The organism is Actinacidiphila glaucinigra, assembly GCF_035918135.1.
Taxonomy (GTDB): Bacteria; Actinomycetota; Actinomycetes; order Streptomycetales; family Streptomycetaceae; genus Actinacidiphila; species Actinacidiphila glaucinigra.
The window spans coordinates 3,464,895-3,484,101 of record NZ_CP109144.1; the positions used below are offsets into that span (position 1 = coordinate 3,464,895).

Genomic DNA, 19,207 nt, shown 5'->3' on the forward strand with positions numbered 1-19,207 from the left:
AGACGTTGCCGGAGGCAACCGGACCAGTCGATTCAGCACCCCATTCCCGCCAAACTCCGCCCCGAAACCGCCTTTCCGATGTGACTTAGGCGACGACTGGGCTCCCCGCCTGCAGGAAACGCTCAGGTAGGCGTAGCCTTTATTTCCGCTGTCCATCACCTTGTGAAGCGGAAGAGGGCGGTTGCCGCCGTGTCGCCACACCCCAGTAGCTCGAGCGTCCCGACCGAAACCGATGGGCAGGGCCAGGGCCCTGCCGCGGGATTCGGGCCTAACGAGTGGCTTGTCGATGAGATCTACCAGCAGTACCTCCAGGACCCGAACTCGGTCGACCGAGCCTGGTGGGACTTCTTCGCCGATTACAAGCCGGGGGCGGATACGGGTTCCGCAGTCGCCTCGGGCCAGCCTCAGCCGGCCCCCGCAGCGCCGCCGGCCGCTCCGGCCGCACCCGCTGCCGCAGCACCGGTCGCACCGCCCGTGACGCCCGCCGCCGCGCCGGCCCCGGCCGCCCAGGCCCCGGCCCCCGCGCCGGTCGCGCCCGCCGCGCCGGCTCCGGCTCCGGCTCCGGCGAAGCCCGTCGCCGAGAAGCCCACTCCGGCGCAGCCGCAGCCGACCGCGAAGGCCGCCCCGGCGACCGAGGCGCCCAAGGGCCCGGAGTACGTGACGCTGCGCGGCCCGTCCGCGGCCGTGGCGAAGAACATGAACGCCTCGCTGGAGCTGCCCACGGCCACGTCCGTGCGCGCCATCCCGGTGAAGCTGCTGTTCGACAACCGCATCGTCATCAACAACCACCTCAAGCGCGCCCGCGGCGGCAAGGTCTCCTTCACCCACATCATCGGCTACGCCATGGTGCAGGCGCTGAAGATCATGCCGGCGATGAACTGGTCGTTCGCGGAGAAGGACGGCAAGCCGACGCTGGTCAAGCCCGACCACGTCAACCTCGGCCTCGCCATCGACCTGGTCAAGCCCAACGGCGACCGCCAGCTGGTCGTCGCGGCCATCAAGAAGGCCGAGACCCTCAACTTCTTCGAGTTCTGGCAGGCCTACGAGGACATCGTCCGCCGCGCCCGCGTCGGCAAGCTGACGATGGACGACTTCTCCGGTGTGACCGTCTCGCTGACCAACCCCGGCGGCATCGGCACCGTCCACTCGGTGCCGCGCCTGATGCCCGGCCAGTCGGTGATCCTCGGCGTCGGCTCCATGGACTACCCCGCCGAGTTCCAGGGCACCTCCCAGGACACCCTGAACAAGCTGGGCATCTCCAAGGTCATGACGCTGACCAGCACCTACGACCACCGGGTCATCCAGGGTGCCGCGTCCGGCGAGTTCCTGCGCATCATGAACCAGCTCCTGCTGGGCGAGAACAACTTCTTCGACGACATCTTCAAGGCGCTGCGCATCCCCTACGAGCCGGTCCGCTGGCTCAAGGACATCGACGCCAGCCACGACGACGACGTCACCAAGGCCGCCCGCGTCTTCGAGCTGATCCACTCCTACCGGGTCCGCGGCCACGTCATGGCCGACACCGACCCGCTGGAGTACAAGCAGCGCAAGCACCCCGACCTGGACATCACCGAGCACGGGCTCACCCTGTGGGACCTGGAGCGCGAGTTCGCCGTCGGCGGCTTCGCCGCCAAGTCGATGATGAAGCTGCGCGACATCCTCGGCGTGCTGCGCGACTCCTACTGCCGCACCGTCGGCATCGAGTTCATGCACATCCAGGACCCGCTGCAGCGCAAGTGGATCCAGGACCGCGTCGAGCGCTCGCACACCAAGCCCGAGCGCGACGAGCAGCTGCGCATCCTGCGCCGGCTGAACGCCGCCGAGGCCTTCGAGACCTTCCTGCAGACCAAGTACGTCGGTCAGAAGCGCTTCTCGCTGGAGGGCGGCGAGTCCGTCATCCCGCTGCTCGACGCCGTCATCGACGCCGCCGCCGAGTCGCGTCTGGACGAGGTCGTCATCGGCATGGCCCACCGCGGCCGCCTCAACGTGCTCGCCAACATCGTCGGCAAGTCGTACGCGCAGATCTTCCGCGAGTTCGAGGGCAACCTCGACCCGAAGTCGATGCACGGCTCCGGCGACGTGAAGTACCACCTGGGCGCCCAGGGCACCTTCACCGGTCTGGACGGCGAGCAGATCACCGTCTCACTGGCCGCCAACCCCTCGCACCTGGAGGCGGTCGACCCGATCGTCGAGGGCATCGCCCGCGCCAAGCAGGACGTCATCGGCAAGGGCGGCACGGACTTCACCGTCATGCCGGTCGTGCTCCACGGCGACGCGGCCTTCGCCGGCCAGGGCGTCGTGGCGGAGACCCTGAACATGTCGCAGCTGCGCGGCTACCGCACCGGCGGCACCGTGCACGTGGTGATCAACAACCAGGTCGGCTTCACCGCCGCCCCGGAGTCCTCGCGCTCGTCGATGTACAGCACCGACGTCGCGCGCATGATCGAGGCGCCGATCTTCCACGTGAACGGCGACGACCCGGAGGCCGTGGTCCGCGTCGCGCGGCTCGCCTTCGAGTTCCGCCAGGCGTTCAACAAGGACGTCGTCATCGACCTCATCTGCTACCGCCGCCGCGGTCACAACGAGGCCGACAACCCGTCCTTCACCCAGCCGCTGATGTACGACCTGATCGACAAGAAGCGCTCGGTGCGCAAGCTCTACACCGAGTCCCTCATCGGTCGCGGCGACATCACCCTGGAAGAGGCCGAGCAGGTCCTGCAGGACTACCAGGGCCAGCTGGAGAAGGTCTTCACCGAGGTCCGCGAGGCGACCGCGCCGGCCACCGCGCAGCAGGAGGAGACCCAGGCCGCGGGTCCCGAGTTCCCCGTCCCGGTGGGCACCGCGATCAGCCAGGAGACCGTGAAGCGGATCGCCGCCTCGCAGGTCAACATCCCGGAGCGGATCACCGTCCACCCGCGTCTGATGCCGCAGCTGCAGCGCCGCGCGGCCATGGTCGAGGACGACACCATCGACTGGGCCATGGGCGAGACCCTCGCCATCGGCTCCCTGCTGATGGAGGGCACCCCGGTCCGCCTCGCCGGCCAGGACTCCCGCCGCGGCACCTTCGGCCAGCGGCACGCCGTCCTGGTCGACCGGGAGACCGGCGAGGACTACACCCCGCTGCTGTACCTGTCCGAGGACCAGGCGCGCTACAACATCTACGACTCGCTGCTCAGCGAGTACGCGGCGATGGGCTTCGAGTACGGCTACTCGCTGGCCCGCCCGGACGCGCTGGTGGCCTGGGAGGCCCAGTTCGGCGACTTCGTCAACGGCGCCCAGACCGTCGTCGACGAGTTCATCAGCTCGGCCGAGCAGAAGTGGGGCCAGACCTCCGGCGTCACCCTGCTGCTGCCGCACGGCTACGAGGGCCAGGGCCCGGACCACTCCTCCGCCCGCATCGAGCGCTTCCTGCAGCTGTGCGCGCAGAACAACATGACGGTCGCGGTCCCGACCACCCCGGCGAACTACTTCCACCTCCTGCGGTGGCAGGTCCACAACCCGCACCACAAGCCGCTCATCGTCTTCACCCCGAAGTCGATGCTGCGCCTGAAGGCGGCGACCTCGCGGACGGAGGAGTTCACCTCCGGCCAGTTCCAGCCGGTCATCGACGACCCGCACTTCGCCTCCGGGGCGGGCAGGCCCGAGGACGTCCGCAAGGTCGTCTTCTGCTCCGGCAAGGTCTACTACGACCTCGTCGCCGAGCGCGAGAAGCGCGGTGCCTTCGACACCGCCATCATCCGCATCGAGCGTCTCTACCCGCTGCCGGGTCTGGAGATCCAGGCCGCCCTGGCCCCGTTCACCAAGGCCCAGAAGTACGTCTGGGCCCAGGACGAGCCGGCCAACCAGGGTGCCTGGCCGTTCATCGCCCTCAACCTGATCGACCACCTCGACCTGGTGCTCGGCGCCGCGCCCGACAACGCCGACCGGCTGCGTCGTGTCTCGCGTCCGTCCTCCTCGTCGCCGGCGGTCGGTTCCGCCAAGCGGCACCAGCAGGAGCAGGAGCAGCTGGTGCACGAGGTCTTCGACCTCTGAGGCACCGCTGAGCGACAGCGCGCGGAGGGGCCCCGCACTCACCGAGTGCGGGGCCCCTCCGCGTGCGCGGGGCGACCGGGTGCCGGGTGGCGGGGATCAGGAACGCGTGTCCGCGACGGCCCGCAACCGGGACGCGACGTGCCGGATGAGCTTCTCCAGGTCGGGGCAGTGGACGGAGGGGTTGCGGAAGCCCTTCCCGGCCAGGTAGCGGTGGGCGTAGTTGCCGCCCCCGCACACGGCGACGACGGGACAGCTGCGGCAGGTGGCGGACAGGGCGTCCGTGCCGAGCTGGCGGGCGACCACCCCGGGGTGGTCGAGGGCCTCGTCGAAGGAGTTGCGGAAGACGTCGAAACCGGTGGCGGGTGCGCCCTCGTAGGCGGTCTTGAGCGAGTCGACCTGCTCGATCGCACCGTCGGTCTCGATGACGACCGCCGCGACGGGTGAGGTGCCGACGGCCTCCGCGCCGCTCGGCAGCCCCAGCAGCAGGCCGATGATCTCGGCGAAGAGCCGTACGGGCGGAGCGCCGGCCGTCGCCTCGAACCAGCGGTCGAAGGCCCGGATCAACCAGTCGGCGTAGGGGGCCGGACCGCCGCGGCCGGGCTCGCGGCCCGCGGGCTTGCCGGGGGGCGGCGAGGACCAGTTGGCGTGGGGCAGGAGCAGGTCCATCGAGGGCGGCTCCAGGGCCGCCAGCGACTCGTACACCTCGACGGGGTCGGATGCCAGGTCGATGGTGCACAGCACCCCCGCATAGGCCTCCGGGCGGCGGGCCAGGTGCCGCAGTCCGCGCGTCGCCGCGGGCCAGGACGGGCGCCCGTTGTGGCCCACACGGCGGTGGTTCAGCGCCGCCGTACCCCCGTCCAGGCTCACCCCGATCCGGATGCCGGCATCCGCCAGCGCCGCGACCCCGGCCTCCGTGAGCAGCGTGCCGTTCGTCTGCACCGAGGCGTGGACCGCGCACCCCGGCACCCGCTCCGCCACCGCCCGCCGCACCGTCCCGACGTACCCCACCAGCGGGGCGGGCCCCGCGAGCAGCGGCTCACCGCCGTGCAGGTTGACGTGCACCGCCGACAGCGCGTGCACCTCCACGTGCTCCGCGATCCGCTCCGCCGCCCGGGCCACCACCGCCTCCGGCACCCGGGCCGGACGGTCCCGCCAGCTCTCGTCCGCCCCCCGGTAGACATAGCAATACGTGCACGCCAGATTGCACCGGCTGTGCACCTTCAGCACGAACTGCCGGAACGGCACGGGAGCGATTCCCGCACGGCGCACCCCGGCGACATCGAGGCTCTGCAAGGGCCACATGAGGAATGTGCGTGTGAACGGCCGGATCAGGCGATGAAGATGCCGTCCTCGTAGAAGGCCACCATGGTGCCGCCCGCCTCGTTCCTGGCCTGCAGCACCGGCGCCAGCGAGGTGAGCGCCGGGCGCCCTGCATGGCCGGCCAGCGAACTCACGTCCAGACCCGACAGGTCCGGCAGCGCTTCGCCCGAGGGGGCCGGCTCATGGGTGTCGTGCATCGTCTTCGCGCCTTTCAGATGGGTTGGGGTTCGAAGTCCCAGTACGGCCGCTCACGGCGGCGCACCGACATCGTGTGCGGGTGCTGGGCACCCAGGGTGTCCGTCAGCTGCTGCAGCGCCTCGCGCTCCAGCTTGCCGGCCTCCTCGGCGCGCCTCAGCGACCGCAGGTCGTCGGCGAGCGCCGCCTTGCTGGACAGGGTCAGGGGGTGGGTGTCGCCCATGATGCGCACGGCCTGCCGGAGATTGTGGCGGCTCAGCTCCAGGGCGTCCTCCTCGTTGCCCGCCAGATGCCGCGCGCCGGAGGCGTTGAGGGCGCAGCCGAGGGCCCAGGGGTGGTCCTCGCCGACGGCCCTGCGCATGCCGACGAGCGCGCGTTCGGCGATGTCCAGCGCGGCCTCCCGCTCTCCGTACTCCCACAGCACCAGACCCGTGTTGCCGCGGGTGCCGATGGCGTACGGATGGTCCTCGCCCACCAGGTCGCGGTAGCGCTCGGCGACCGTCCCGGACAGCTCGCGGCTCTGGTCGAGGTTGCCGTGCTCCCGGGTGAACGTGGCGAAGTCCGCCTGCATCATCAGCGTCTCCGGGTGGCGCGGACCCTGCACCTGCGCGCAGCGTGCCACGACGCTGCTCATCAACTGCTCGGCTCCGGACAGTTCTCCCTGACGGCGCATGCACAGGGCGAGGTTGTGCTCGGCCCGCAACGTCTCGGGGTTGTTCGCCCCGAGACGCTGGCGATGCAGGCGCAGGTTGAGCTCCTGCTTTGACATGGCCTCCGCATATCGGCCCAGGAGGCGAAGCATCCACGCGGACGACAGTCCGGAACGCAGCGTGTCGGGGTTGTCGGCCCGGTACAGCCGGGTGCGCACGACCACGTTCTCGTCATGCGCCTCCAACGCGTCCTCGTACCGCCCGAGCAGGCCGAGCGCGAGGCCCAGGTTCTCCCGCGCCTGGAGGGTGCGCGGGCTCTCGGCGCCGACGGTCCGCTGGTACTGCCGGTGCATGTCGTCGTAGAGCTCGCGGGCCTCGCGGAAACGGGCGAGCGCCAGGAGGGCGCCGCCGAGGGCGTTGCGGGCGGTGAGCAGGTCCGGATCGTCGGGCGCCCGGTCCGAGAAGGCGTGGACGACCGACCGGCCCACGGCCTCGGCCTCACGGTAACGACCCGACCTGCGCAGGAGGTTGGTGTGCTGGAGTGTCGCGATCAGCATGATCCGGCGAGTCGGCGGGATGCGGCCGCGCCACCGCGCCAGGGCCTGCTCGCACAGGGCGAGGCCGGTGCGGTACTCGCCCCGCGTGCGCAGGTAGTTGATGCAGTTGAGAACGAGGTCCTGCACATCCTCGTCCGTGCTCTCCAGCGCACCCGAGTGCTTGAGGTGCGGGAAGAGCTCCGCGTAGCGGTGCCACTCACCCGGCTCCGTAGGCCGACGGGGGTCCGCGCGGACCAGGATGCGGCACGTGGTCACGGACAGCTTGTCGCGCTCGTCCTCGCTCAGGTCGTTGCGAAGAAAGCCGTGGTAGAGCTTGTGCATCTGCACCGTGTCCACCACGGTCTCCTGGCCGGAGGTCGTCTCGTAGTCCAGCCGGACCGCGGTGGCCTCCGACAGGCGGCGCAACGCGGTGTGCCAGCCGATCGGGTCCGCGGCAAGGGTCGCAAGGTGCTCGGGCAGGTCGCGAGCGCGGGCGGACTGGATCAGCCGGACGGGAATGGCGTCCGGGGAGAAGAAGGCCAGTACCTTGAGCAGCTCGGCGGCCTCCGGCGTGCGGTCGCGGAGGGTGTTCAGCGTTATCGACCAACTGGTCTGGAAGCTCATCGGGTAGTTCTCGCCGATGCCGATCCCCACCTGGCTCGGTTCGCCCCGCCGGATGAGGGCCACGTACTCCCGGGCGGGCATCGGGTTGGTGTCCAGCCAGGCGGCGGTCTGGGCCAGCAGCAGAGGCAGGTCCTCGACGGCGTCGGCGAGGTCGTTGGCTTCGCCCGACGTCAGGCGCGGCGCCCTGCGCAGGGCGTAGGCGACGCTCTCCTCGCGCAGGAAGGGCAGTACCTCGATCTCCTGGGTGCGCCCGGTGGCGGACCAGTCGCGGGTGAGGGTGGTCAGCAGCACGTGGCCGCGGCCCTCGGGGATCAGGTCCTCGACCTGGTCCATGTAGTCGGCGCCGTCGAAGACCAGCAGCCAGCGGCCGTAGGGCCGGCCGATGCGCAGAGCCTCGTGGACGGCACGGATTCGGTCGCCGATCTCCTGCCCGACGGGGAGGCCCAGGCGATCGGCCAGCTGCGCGAGCTGCTCACGCGCGGTACCCCGGTAGCTGGCACTGACCCAGTAGACGACGTCGTAGGCGTTGCCGAAGCGGTGGGCGTACTCCTGCGCGATCTGGCTCTTGCCCACGCCCGAGATGCCGTAGAGAGAACACCGGGCGCCCTCGTCCCCGCCGGCCGTCAGCAGGTCGTGGAGTTTCTCCAGCACGGGATCCCGCCCGGTGAAGCGGTCGTTGCGGCGGGGGGTCTTGCGGATCTCGGGTGGGTCGAGGGGAAAGCGCGGCGCCTTCTCCGTGCCGTTGACCGGGATCGTCGCCGCCGGGTCGATGTCAAGCCGGCGAAGAATGCGGCGACGGGCCTCGGCCGCCGCCAACTCGCGCAGATCGACCGGCCGCAAGGCGGCAACGGTGGACGGCAGCGATTCGGTCGCGACGCTCACCGCGGCGAACCGCTCCGCGTTCGGCGGGACGACCTCGCGCAGTGCCGTCACCCACTCGTCACGCGTGCGCGGGCCCAGCCGGAAGTACCAGTTGTCGAGAAGAAGCAGGATCCGCCCGGGGGCCTGCAATAAGTCCGAGAGGGCGTCGATCAGGCTCCCCTCGGCACCGGGGTCCCAGCGCAGTAGCGTGGTGCCGTGCCCCAACTGCTCCAGCTGATGCGAGATCCAGGCGGCCCATGGACGGTTGAAGCCCGCGTAACTGATGGTGAAGTGCTCGCCAGGGATTACGGTCCGGGCTTGCTCTGCCATGCGAACGTCTCCCTAGTGAGGGCACAGCGGGGCGGGTGACAAGGCGCCCATTAGAACATGGCGCACCATCAGAAATAACCAGCCTAGGGCGTGGTGGGGAGATCGGCCACGCGGTCGGGGGTATAGGGCAGCGCCGCTTGGAGGCGGAGAGCGACATGCCTGATGAGCGTTTCGAGGTCCGCGCAGTACACAGACGGGTGAAGGTAGCCGGAACCCTCCCGGTATCTATGCGCGTAGTTTCCACCGCCACACACCCCGGCCAGCGAACAGCGCCCGCATTGGGGGGCGAGGCCGGCCGACCCCAGCTGACGGGCGACGACTCCCGGGTGGTCGAGGACGTCGTCCAAGGCCTCGGTCGCCACATGGAATCCCGTGACGGTGGCGCCCTCATATGCCGATTTCAGGGAGTCCACCTGTTCGATCGACCCATCGGTGTCCACCACGAGCGCCGCCATCGGTGACAGCCCCACAGCTTCGCTGGTGCCGGGCCGGCCCAGGAGCAGTCCGATGATCTCGCGGAAGAGCCGGACCGGGGGAGCCGCCGGAACGGCGTCCCACCACAGGTCGAAGGCGGTACGCAGCCACCGCCCGTGTGGGGCGGGTTCGCCGTCGCCCACCGCCGGGCGGGTCGTCCAGTTGGCGTGCGGCAGCAGCAGGTCCATCGAGGGCGGCCGCAGCGACACCAAGGACGAGTAGACCTCGGCGGGGTCCGCGTCGACGTCGATCGTGGCAAGAACGCCCGAGTACGTACCCGGGCGTGTGCTCAGCAGTCGCGCCGCCCGGGAGACAGCCGGCCAGGACGGCCGCCCGCCGTGGTCGACACGGCGCGCGTTCAGTACCGCGGTGCCACCGTCCAGACTGATCCCCACCCGGATGCCGGCAGCGGAGAGCCGGTCCAGCACGGCTTCGGTGAGGAGCGTCCCGTTCGTCTGAACGGTGATGTCCAGGACGCACGACGGGGGCAGCGCGGCACGCAATTGCGCCGCGGCACTCACCAGCGGCCCGGGACCGGCCAGGAGCGGTTCACCGCCGTGCAGGTCGACTCGGATTCCGGCAAGCCCGTGCGTCGCCGCGTGTTCGGAGATCCGCCGCACAGTCCGGCGCAGGATGTCGGGCGCCATCCGGACGGGTCGCCGGCGCCAGCTCGTATCCGCGCCCTCGTATATGTAGCAGTATTCGCAGGCCAGGTTGCAGCGGCTGTGGATCTTGAGAACGAACTGCCGGAACGGGACGCGGGCCACGCCGGCCTGCCGTAACCCGGGAACATCCAGCAACTGCAGTGGCCACGGTGCCAGTTCGGCACCGTCGCCTGCGGCAGAGGAACCGGCCCCACCGACCACGACGCCCCCTGACGGTCTCCGGGTGGCCGGACCATACCCGGCCGGGCTGCATTCCATGCATGGGCCAACGGCTCGGACGACCGGTCGGCGCGCGGCACGCCGCCGCCACCGAATCGGTCTCGAAAACGATGCCGCACGCCACCGCCCGTCTACGGCGGACTGTCGTCGTAGTACGCCACCGCCTCCCCCTCCGCCGGCCAGTGGCCCAGCAGATCGGCCACGATCACGGAAAGCACCGGATGCCCGGGGGTATCCCGCAGCGACGGGACATCGACTCCGGAGAAGTCCGGGAGCGGCTCCGTGCACTCCTGCCGCTCCTCCGGCGGTCCGCTCGTCGGAGGACTGTGCACTCTGTTCTCCTCTGGGGGTGGCCTGCTGGACGGGGATGCCCGAACTGAGGTTCCGGGAAACGCATGTGGCATCAATGCCGTGGGCGCAGGGACCTGATCCGGTCGTCGGTCAGTTGGGCCTCGTCGCTGTCGGCGGCACCTGCGGCTCTCCACGCATCAGCGGACCTGAGGTAGATCGGGATGGCCACGGCAGCGCCCGCTGTGCGTTCCAGGACCGTTGCGCGGCGGTGGTGTGCGCGGGCCTCGAGGAGCGGACCGGGCGTGCGCCGGACGGCCCCCGCGTACGCCTCGGCGGCACGCGTGAGGGAGGCGACGGCGCCGGTGCGGCCCGCCAGCAGGACCTGGACGTCGCCGAGTTCGAGCCAGGCGCGGGCCGCGGTCTCGTCGTCCGCCGCGCGGGTGGCGAGTTCGAGTATCCAGGCGGCCTCGTGGAGGTCGGCGAGACCGCCCTGGCGTTCGTGCCGCAGCCGCAGGGCGTGCCCGAAGAGCAGTCGGCGCGCGGCGGCGCGCGGGGCGTGGGGCGCGGTCTCGGCGACGGCCTCGCGCAGGACGTGGACGGCCTCGGTCACCACGCGGATGTCCTGCGGGTCCAGTTCGGCCCGTTGCAGGGCGACTTCGCCGCGGGTCACGAGCAGTTCGACGTGGACCGGCGCGTCGTGCGGGACGAGGCGCTGGGCCCTGGTCAGGGTGGTGTCCGCGGCCACCAGGTGAGCGGTGTCACCGGTGTGCTCCCAGCGGGCCCGGCCGGTCTCGGCGACGCGGCGCAGGCACTCCGCCTCGGCGGGGCCGTCGCCGAGTTCGCGGGCGATGGCGGCGGCTTCGGTGAGCAGGTCGTACGCCTCGTCGACGCCTCGATGGCCCGGCTCGAGGGTCAGCGCCTCGGCGAGGTCGAGCAGCGGGCGGCGCAGCTCCCCCGCCGGCACCTGGTCGGCGCGCATCAGGCCGACGGCCGCGCGCAGGTCGGACACGGCCCGCACCGCGAACGACGCCTCACCGGTGCCGCGGGCGCGGTCGAGCAGCACCCGTCCGCGGCCGAGCAGCAGCGCACTGGGGAGCTCCGCGGGGCGCCAGCGGCTCAGCTGGGCGTTGCAGGCCTCCTCGGCCTCCTGGAGCAGTGCGTGGCGGGCCGGGCCGGACGGCTCGAGGGCCTGCCACGTGCGCAGGAGCTCCGCGAGTTGCAGGGCGCAGGACAGCAGCAGCGGGGGACCGGCGTCGGCCTCGCGGTCCAGGGCGGCCCGGCAGTGGTCGGCGGCCTCGCGCAGGCCGGGCAGGGCCGTGTCGGGGCGTCCGGCGGCGATGCCCGCGTCGGCGCGTTCGGCGAGCACGCGGGCCAGGGCGAGGCGGGCGTACGGTCCGGCGTCGGCCGCGAGCCCGGCCCTGGCGGCCCGCTCGGCCTCGTCGAGGACCCCGGAGTCGCCCCACTCCCGCCAGGCATGGCGGAGCGCGTCGGCGAACCTGCTGCCGACGGTGCCGGGGACGGGGGGATCGGTCGCCGGCGGGCCGGCCGCGGCACGCAGCAGGCGTACCGCCTCCAGCAGGTCGCGGACGGAGCCCGCCCGTTCGTACCGTTCGAGCCGGTCGATCCCGAGGGCTGCCGGACCGGCGGAGCCGATGGGTGCCGGGTCCGGCCAGGAGGCCGCGCCGGCGAGGTCGAGGGAGGGCTCGAAGCGGCGCAGGACCCGCTCGGAGACCCGCGCGAAGGGCTCCGGCACGGCGTCGGGCCCGGTCTCGGGTTCGCGGCCCGCCCCGGAGAGGTAGGCCACGGCCACCGCGGGGAAGTTGCGGGCGCTGCGGCCGAAGGCCTTCTCGATGTACAGGGAGCAGTGCTTGAGGACGAGTGCCGCCTCGCCCGCGCTCAGCCGTCGCAGCAACAGGTCGCGCACGCCGGGGACGAAGTCGTACCACGGGCTGTCCGCCGCCTCGCCCCCGCCCACGCCCGTCCCCGCCGTCGGACCGGCCGACACGACCAGGCCGCTGAGCAGCACCTCGGCGAGCTCGGTGGGGCCGGTCTGGGGGAGCATGGCGCGCTGCACGAGCTGCATGACGGGCAGTGCCAGCGGCGCCGCCGACAGGTGCACGGCCAGCTGACGGGCCAGCGGCGAGGCGGAGGTGTCGAAGGCGTGCAGCAGTTCCCCGGGGTCCCGGTCGCGCACGTCGGGCACGACGGGCAGCTCCGGCCCGGTGTCGGCGGCCACCCATGCGGCGGCGCCGCGCAGCGAGACCCCGGCGGCGCCCGACACCAGCCGGGCCCATGCGCCCAGCGCGGCCGGGACCGCCGACAGCACCGGTACGGGCAGCGCGCCGGGCAGCGCGGGCGTGGCCCGCCCGCGGCGCTGCGGATGGAACTCCAGCGCGCGATAGGTACCCGGCCTGCGCCGGAGGACGCCCGTCGCGGCGGGCAGGAACGTGCGGGACCACAAGCGCTGCGGCAGCGGCTGCAGCACGGCGACGGGCACGTGCTCCGCCCAGCGCCACAGCAGCCGGTGCATGTGGCCGTCCTGCCACAGCGGGCCCGCGCAGTCGCTCACGACCAGGCTCAGCCGGCGGCCCGTGGGGTCGTACAGCTGCTCGGCGGGACTGAGGGGTTCGTCGGGGCCGGGCCCGGCGGCCGCGCCGACGCCGCCGCCGTGCGGGCGCAGGTAGCGCACCGTCACCGTGCGGAAGGCGCCGACGCGTTCACCCACCTCGCGCAGTTCCTGCAGCATCTGCTCCCACACGGCCATCGAGGCCGAGCCGTCCATGAGCAGCTGGAGGTCCGCCTCGTGGCGCCGGACGCCCCGCAGGACGGGCCAGACCAGGCCGGAGCCGGCGGTCCGTTCCGCGGTGGCGTCCTCGTCGAGTTCGCTGCGCGCGGGCGCGACCGGCGGCCGGTACTGCTGCATGGGGCGCAGCGCCCGCTGGAGCGGCAGCAGCGCGGGGAAGGCGGACGCGGTGGGCACGGCGATCTCGCTGAGCGGGCCGCGACCGTCCGCGGGGCTGCCGGTACGCACCGGCAGCAGATCGACGGTGCGGCGGGGCGGCTGCGCCCCCTTCCGGTCCACGGGCGGGGTGCGGCCCGTGCCGGCTTCCGGCACCGTCGCGGTGGTGCCGGAGCGCGGCGGCCGCAGATTGGCTTGATCTGACGCCTCGGGAAGCCCTCCGGCGGTCGCCGTGACCCCCGCGCCGGTGGCGCCGTCGCCCGGGTCGACCCACTGCGCGAGCCACAGGGCGTCGGCGATCCCCTCGGCGTCGAGGTCGACCCCCGACGCCCGTAACCGCCCGACGAGGTCCGTGAGGGGCCGGCGGCCGGCCTCGCCGGTGCCGGTGGGCACAGCCGGTCACCTCGTCCGGTCGAGCGGGCGCAGGAGCTCCGCGGTGAGCCGCTGCCGGGTCTCCTCCTCGTCGGTCCAGCCGGCCTGCTGGATGAGATGGATGGCGTTGAGCAACTGGTCGACGGCGCGCACGTCGCCCGGGGAGCGGGCGAGGAAGCTCTCGATGACCGAGTCGTAGCGTTCGGCCGCGGCCTCACCGAAGTGCGCGCGCACCATGCCCGCCAGACGGTCCTTGTCGGGGGTGGCGAGTTGGAGGTGGATGCAGCGGCGCAGCAGCGGGGCGGGGAAGTCCCGTTCGCCGTTGCTGGTCAGGACGATGAAGGGGAACGCGTTGCAGCGCACCTTGCCGTCGCGGACCGTCACCACCGTGCCGTCGTCGCAGCGCACCGGCACCTCGCGCGCGCGGTCGGTGATGCGCTCCAGCTCGGGGATGGTGTACTCGCCTTCCTCCAGCACGTTGAGGAGGTCGTTGGGCAGGTCGATGTCGCTCTTGTCGAGCTCGTCGATGAGCAGCACCCGGGGCCGCTTCGAGGGCAGCAGGGCGGTGCCGAGGGGGCCGAGCCGGATGTAGCGGCCGATGCCGCCGCCCGGTTCGTCACCGCGGCCGCCCTCCGCGAAGGCCGAGCCGCCGGAGCCGCGTTCGATCTGAAGGTCCTGCAGGCGCCCGATCGCGTCGTACTGGTAGAGGCCGTCGCGCAGGGTGCTGCGGCTGACGATGGGCCAGTTGAGCACCCGGCCGAGGCCCAGTTCGTAGGCCACGGAGTGCGCGAGCGTGCTCTTGCCGCTGCCCGGCTCGCCGGTCACCAGCAGCGGGCGGCGCAGGTAGAGCGCGGCGTTCACCAGCTCGCGCTCCTGGCTGCCGGGCCGGTGGAAGGCGGCCTGGCGGCGCTGCACGCCGAGCCTGCGCTCGGAGGCGGGGTCCAGCGGGGCGGGGTCCGGCACGAGGGGCGCGCCGTCGAAATCCCGCCAGGGCGGGGGCGGCGGCAGCTCGGTGATCCCGTCGTGCGGAGCGCCCGCGCCACGATAGATCAGCCACTCGCTCACGTCGTACTCCTCATCGCTGGCGATCCAGCCGGTAGACGTCAGAGGGTCGGGCGGTGGGGTCGGTCGGACGGCGTCCACGCTCTCGACAGGGACGCTATGACACTACCCACGCATACGGAAGGTCACGACGGATTCCGGTCGGGTCACCGGCCTCGCGAAGAGGGGAAGTGTACGAGCGGGGCGGAGAGTTGGGGCAGCGGATCGCCCGGATCGTCGTACAGCAGGACCACGCCCGCGACCCATTCGGAACCGGCTTCCTTCTCCACTGCGGCGTTCCTCAACTCACGGAGCTTTTCCGGGAGTTCACGTACCGAAACACCGCCGGCCGCGGTCTCGGACGGGGCGAGGAGTGCGGTGATGCGGGCGTGGAAGACGTCGCAGTCCTCGGCGCACCGCTCCGGCGGATGGCCGTCGGAGCGCCACACCGCCACCGCGTAGCCGCTGTCCAGGGCGACCCCGGCGGCGACGCAGCCGAGGCCGTCGCCGACGGAGAAACAGAGCACCGGCACCGCCCCGTCGTCCCCCGCGTCGATCTCGCGCCGGGCGAGCACGCTCCCCGCGTGCGCCATGCGCAGCGGCTGCAGCCGGTCCGCGCCGGTGAGCCGCTGCCAGCGCGCCTCCCAGCGGGGGTCGGGGGCGCCGCGGCGCCCCACGTCGCGGACGACCACGGCCCGGCCGAGGCCGACCGCGCGGCTCTGGGCGGCGAGCCAGTGGTGGGCCGCGGTGCCGAAGTGCTCCTCGGGCAGGGCGACCTCCAGCCTCGCCGGGGTGCCGCCGGGACCGTCGGCGCCGTCCAGCACCTCGTGCAGCCGGCGTTCCACGTGCCAGACGGCGTGGTCGAAGGGGAACCCCCGGGGATCCTCGCCGACGACCTCGGACGCCCAGACGCCCCCGCCGTAGCCCAGGCGGATCGTCCAGTCGAACACCGGGGACCCGTCGTCGTACGGCCGGGGCTCGAACTCGACGAGTACCGAGGACGGCAGGCGCTGCCAGGCCTTCCCCAGGTCCTCGCGTTCCTCGACGTCCATGTCCCCGGCGCGCCCCTCCGCCCATTCCCGCAGCCGCTCGGCCTGGCGCAGTGCCGCCGCGTCGCCGTTGTCGCGGGCGGCGCGCTCGGACTCCGCGGCGGCCAGCAGGAGGTAGCGCAGGAACATCCGCAGTTCACGCGCGGGGTCGAGGTCGTAGAGGACGCCCTGACCGTCGCGCCAGGTCGACAGCCGCGGGGTCCAGGCCTTGCCGGGCGACCGCTGCGCCTTGGCGGCGATCCGTTCCACCAGGGCCGGGTGACGCGGGGCGGGGAGGTCCGCCAGCAGGTCGAGCACGCGCACCCGGTCCAGTACGCGCCGGCCCCGGGCGGCGGCCGGCAGGTGCCGCTGGACGTCCGCCCAGGTGCGGACCGCTCCGCCGCCGGGCTTCTGCCGGGCGGCGTGCCACCGGTCGTGCAGCCGCATCAGCGCGTCGTACGGCTCCGGGCCGAGGTCCGGTGCGCCCGGCACGTGGTGGTCCGCGGTGAGCGCCCGCAGCGCGGAGAGCGGGACGGCGAGCACCGTGGACGAGCCCTCGCGGCTGCGGGCCTTGACCACCCCGGCCACCTCGCCGCGCTCCATGTCGACCAGCGGGCCGCCGGAGACGCCCGGGCGCGGCCGGGCCCGGGCGTCGAGCAGCAACTGCCCGCGTTCCTGCCCGACGAGGCGGCAGCTGACCTCCCAGGGTCCGGCCGCGGGGTCGTCGTCGTCCTGGCGCCCGAAGATGTGCGCCTCGCCGATCGGCACCCCGGTCCGGTCGGTGAGCCAGACGCACGAGTGGTCCGGCACCTCCTCCAGCAGGCGGATCAGCGCGAGGTCGGGATGGATGTTCATCGCCGAGGGCGCGTAGGGCTCGGTGTCCGTGCCGCCGTCCCAGCGGGCCGGCACGGCCGCGGACTCCCCGGCCAGGTGGTAGGCGAGCCGGCCGCGGACGACCCTGCCGCCGTCGACCACGACGCCGATCTCCTCGTCCCGGCCCGTCCCGCGGCGCCGGCCGTCGGAGTGCGCCAGGACGTGTGCGCAGGTGAGCACCCAGCCGGGGGCGACCAGGAAGCCGCTCCCCCAGCCTTTGGCGCGCCCGGCGCCGTTCGGGCCCGGCAGGGCGCGGATGCCGACGGTGGCGTCCTCGACCAGGCGTCGCAGTTCGTCGAGGCGGTCCTGGTCGGAACGCTCACGGGAGTCCCGCAGCCGCGTCACTGCCCCGCGTCCCGCCAGGTGAGCGTGATCGACAGATTCGCCTTGGCCTCACCGTCGGCGAGGAGCGCGACGGCCTTGCCCGGCTTGGCGGCCACCTCCACCCCGAAGGTGACGCTCCACTCCTGCGGCTTCGCCGCGGCGGCCGCCTCCCGCACGGAGGCCGCGACCCCGCCGACCATTTCCCGCAGCCCCTCGACCCGGGTGGTCACGGCGTCCCAGAGGCCGACGTCCTCCCACTCGTCCTCGTACGCGCCGTCGCCCTCGTCGTCCAGTCTCGACACCCGGGCCCATATCTCCGTGCCGTCCGGCAGCCGGATCGGCCGTGCTCGCTCCCCCATCGAACCCTCCGCCCCAAGAGATGTCGAATGATCAGGCTATCGCCGCACGGGCCATTGCACGGGAGAATCCCGATTCCGCCTATCCTGACCGGGCGAAACGTCCGACCGAGTGTTCCGGAGCACCCCTTGTACTTCACCGACCGCGGCATCGAGGAACTGGCGAACCGGCGCGGCGAGGAGGAGGTCACCTTCGAGTGGCTCGCCGAGCGGCTGCGGGAGTTCGTCGACCTCAACCCGGAGTTCGAGATCCCCGTGGAGCGGCTGGCGACCTGGCTGGCCCGGCTGGACGACGACGAGGACGAGGACGAGTGACCGCACTCCCCGGCGCCCTCCGCCACCGGGCCGCCCGCCTCAGGCGCGGGATGCGCCGAAGGCGCCGAAGCTCACCCGCCCCCCGCAGACGCTGAAGACGGCCGGGGCGCCGTCGGCCCCGGTGACCTCGACGGTCCGGGCCACGTCGCCGGGGAGCGCGATCTCCACCCGCGAGGCCTGGACGGGGCAGACCTCGCGCGCCGAGGCGGTGCCCTCGAAGTTGAGGTCGGTGTACCCGACGTCGGCGACGGCCGTGGCGCGGGGGCGGAGGTCGACGGCCCGGGTGTCGGCGGCGGAGTTGTCGGTCTCGACGGGGGCGGCCTTGCCCTGGTCGTCCCTCGCGGTGAGGCGCGTGGCGCCGGCCAGTGCGCAGGGGGCGCCCGAGGTGTTGGTGACCTCCACCTTCGCGACCGCGGGCCGCCGCGCGGTCGCGTGGACGGCGGCGGCCAGGAAGCGCACGGCGGTCGTGCCGGCCGTGCAGGCACTCACCCGGGCGGGCGCGGGGCTCACCTCGGCGGCGGGCGCACCGGTCTCGGCACGGGTGCCGCAGGCGGCGAGGACGAGGCCCGAGAGGAGCAGGACGGTGGCGATCGGAGCGGTGCGGGGGCGCATGGGGGTCGAGCACATCATCCGGCGCCCCGTACGGCCGGTCACGGCGCGCACGACGTCACGTCCCGCGTGAAGGACCTCACCCGTACGCCGCACAACCGTCCGTACCGAGTCCGCGTTCCGCCGCGAACCGCCACCGCGGCGCGCACGGCGCTCCCTTGACTTCCGATCCACGCGATATATCGTGTCTCTCGGAGAGACGCGATATGTTGCGTTGCCGTCGTTGTCCCGGTGCGCCCGGGTGACCCCAAGGAGGGGCGAAATGAGCGGAACACCCGGCTCACGGGAGTGGACGGTCACCGAGCCGCACAAGATGGTCTTCGACGGGAGCGTCGACACGCTGCACGTCCGCGTCGTCAACGGCGCCGTCAACGTGGTCGGGGTCGACGAGGGCCCGGCCCGGCTGGAGGTGAGCGAGCTCGACGGCCCGCCGCTGATCGTGTCGCACGAGGGCGGCACGCTCACCGTCACCTACGAGGACCTGCCGTGGAAGGGCCTGCTCAAGTGGCTCGACCGCAAGGGCTGGCGGCGGCACGCCGTCGTCTCGCTCGCGGTCCCGCAGCGCACCAACGTGTCGGTCGGCGTGGTCGGGGCCAGTGCCGTGGTCTCCGGGATCTCCGACCGCACCGCCGTGCGGGGCGTCAACGGCGACATCACGCTGGTCGGCCAGGCCGGCCCGGTGACCGCCGAGACGGTGGCGGGGAACGTGGAGGCCCAGGCGGTCTCCGGCGATCTTCGGGTCAACACCGTCTCCGGCGACCTGACCGTGGTCGAGGGCAGCGGCGCCACCGTCAAGGCCGACTCCGTCAGCGGCAACATGGTGCTCGACCTGGACCCGCGCAGCGGGGCCGACGTCCGGCTGACCTCCGTCTCCGGGGAGATCGCGATCCGCATCCCCGACCCCGGGGACGCCGAGGTGGACGCCAACACCACCAGCGGTGACGTCTCCTGCGCCTTCGACGAGCTGCGGGTCAGCGGGCAGTGGGGGGCCAAGCGGATCTCCGGCCGGATGGGGTCCGGCGGCTCCCGGCTGAAGGCCACCACGGTGTCGGGCGCGATCGCGCTGCTGCGCCGCCCGCCGCGGCAGGACCACGGACCCGCGGACACGGACCCGTTCCGGAAGGACGTCTGAG

The 19,207-nt window shown here is 72.7% G+C and carries 13 protein-coding genes; 3 read left to right on the forward strand and 10 right to left on the reverse strand.

Annotated features, from left to right (window positions below; all coding sequences use genetic code 11):
* Positions 1 to 189 precede the first annotated feature (189 nt).
* Positions 190 to 4,032, forward strand: coding sequence for a multifunctional oxoglutarate decarboxylase/oxoglutarate dehydrogenase thiamine pyrophosphate-binding subunit/dihydrolipoyllysine-residue succinyltransferase subunit (locus OIE69_RS15095; protein WP_326572463.1), 3,843 nt, complete (start codon positions 190 to 192; stop codon positions 4,030 to 4,032).
* A gap of 96 nt (positions 4,033 to 4,128) precedes the next feature.
* On the opposite strand, the gene OIE69_RS15100 is transcribed toward OIE69_RS15095, so the two are convergent.
* From OIE69_RS15100 to OIE69_RS15140, 9 genes are all read right to left on the reverse strand, one after another.
* Positions 4,129 to 5,334: an FxsB family cyclophane-forming radical SAM/SPASM peptide maturase gene (locus OIE69_RS15100; RefSeq protein ID WP_326572464.1), complete on the reverse strand. Its 1,206-nt coding sequence runs from the start codon at positions 5,332 to 5,334 to the stop codon at positions 4,129 to 4,131.
* 26 nt (positions 5,335 to 5,360) lie between these two features.
* A complete protein-coding gene (locus tag OIE69_RS15105; protein ID WP_326572465.1) occupies positions 5,361 to 5,549 on the reverse strand; it encodes a hypothetical protein in 189 nt (62 codons plus the stop codon).
* A gap of 14 nt (positions 5,550 to 5,563) precedes the next feature.
* The gene (fxsT, locus tag OIE69_RS15110) at positions 5,564 to 8,548 is read right to left on the reverse strand and encodes an FxSxx-COOH system tetratricopeptide repeat protein (protein ID WP_326572466.1); all 2,985 of its coding nucleotides are present in this window, start codon (positions 8,546 to 8,548) and stop codon (positions 5,564 to 5,566) included.
* A gap of 83 nt (positions 8,549 to 8,631) precedes the next feature.
* Positions 8,632 to 9,789, reverse strand: coding sequence for an FxsB family cyclophane-forming radical SAM/SPASM peptide maturase (locus OIE69_RS15115; RefSeq protein ID WP_326572467.1), 1,158 nt, complete (start codon positions 9,787 to 9,789; stop codon positions 8,632 to 8,634).
* Positions 9,790 to 10,037: 248 nt separating this feature from the next.
* Positions 10,038 to 10,238 carry a YxD-tail cyclophane-containing RiPP peptide gene (locus tag OIE69_RS15120; RefSeq protein WP_326572468.1) on the reverse strand — a complete coding sequence of 67 codons (201 nt, stop codon included), beginning with the start codon at positions 10,236 to 10,238 and terminating at the stop codon, positions 10,038 to 10,040.
* Positions 10,239 to 10,309: 71 nt separating this feature from the next.
* On the reverse strand, positions 10,310 to 13,549 hold the full coding sequence (locus OIE69_RS15125) for an SAV_2336 N-terminal domain-related protein (RefSeq protein WP_326572469.1): 3,240 nt from the start codon (positions 13,547 to 13,549) through the stop codon (positions 10,310 to 10,312).
* A gap of 6 nt (positions 13,550 to 13,555) precedes the next feature.
* Positions 13,556 to 14,593, reverse strand: a complete 1,038-nt coding sequence (locus tag OIE69_RS15130; protein WP_326572470.1) for an AAA family ATPase — start codon at positions 14,591 to 14,593, stop codon at positions 13,556 to 13,558.
* A 143-nt stretch (positions 14,594 to 14,736) separates the two neighbouring features.
* Positions 14,737 to 16,815, reverse strand: a complete 2,079-nt coding sequence (locus OIE69_RS15135; protein ID WP_326572471.1) for a VMAP-C domain-containing protein — start codon at positions 16,813 to 16,815, stop codon at positions 14,737 to 14,739.
* Complete coding sequence (locus tag OIE69_RS15140; protein ID WP_326572472.1) at positions 16,812 to 17,153, reverse strand: CU044_2847 family protein; 342 nt, start codon at positions 17,151 to 17,153, stop codon at positions 16,812 to 16,814. The genes OIE69_RS15135 and OIE69_RS15140 overlap by 4 nt, the downstream gene beginning before the upstream one ends.
* A gap of 126 nt (positions 17,154 to 17,279) precedes the next feature.
* Here OIE69_RS15140 and OIE69_RS15145 point away from each other — a divergent pair, with 126 nt between their 5' ends.
* Positions 17,280 to 17,465 (forward strand): DUF6104 family protein, encoded by a 186-nt coding sequence (locus OIE69_RS15145; RefSeq protein ID WP_326572473.1) that lies wholly within the window; start codon positions 17,280 to 17,282, stop codon positions 17,463 to 17,465.
* A 39-nt stretch (positions 17,466 to 17,504) separates the two neighbouring features.
* Here the strand turns inward: OIE69_RS15145 and OIE69_RS15150 are convergent, their stop codons facing one another.
* Complete coding sequence (locus OIE69_RS15150; protein ID WP_326572474.1) at positions 17,505 to 18,077, reverse strand: DUF4232 domain-containing protein; 573 nt, start codon at positions 18,075 to 18,077, stop codon at positions 17,505 to 17,507.
* Positions 18,078 to 18,336: 259 nt separating this feature from the next.
* On the opposite strand from OIE69_RS15150, the gene OIE69_RS15155 reads away from it, so the two are divergent.
* The gene (locus OIE69_RS15155) at positions 18,337 to 19,206 is read left to right on the forward strand and encodes a DUF4097 family beta strand repeat-containing protein (RefSeq protein ID WP_326572475.1); all 870 of its coding nucleotides are present in this window, start codon (positions 18,337 to 18,339) and stop codon (positions 19,204 to 19,206) included.
* Position 19,207: the final 1 nt, after the last annotated feature.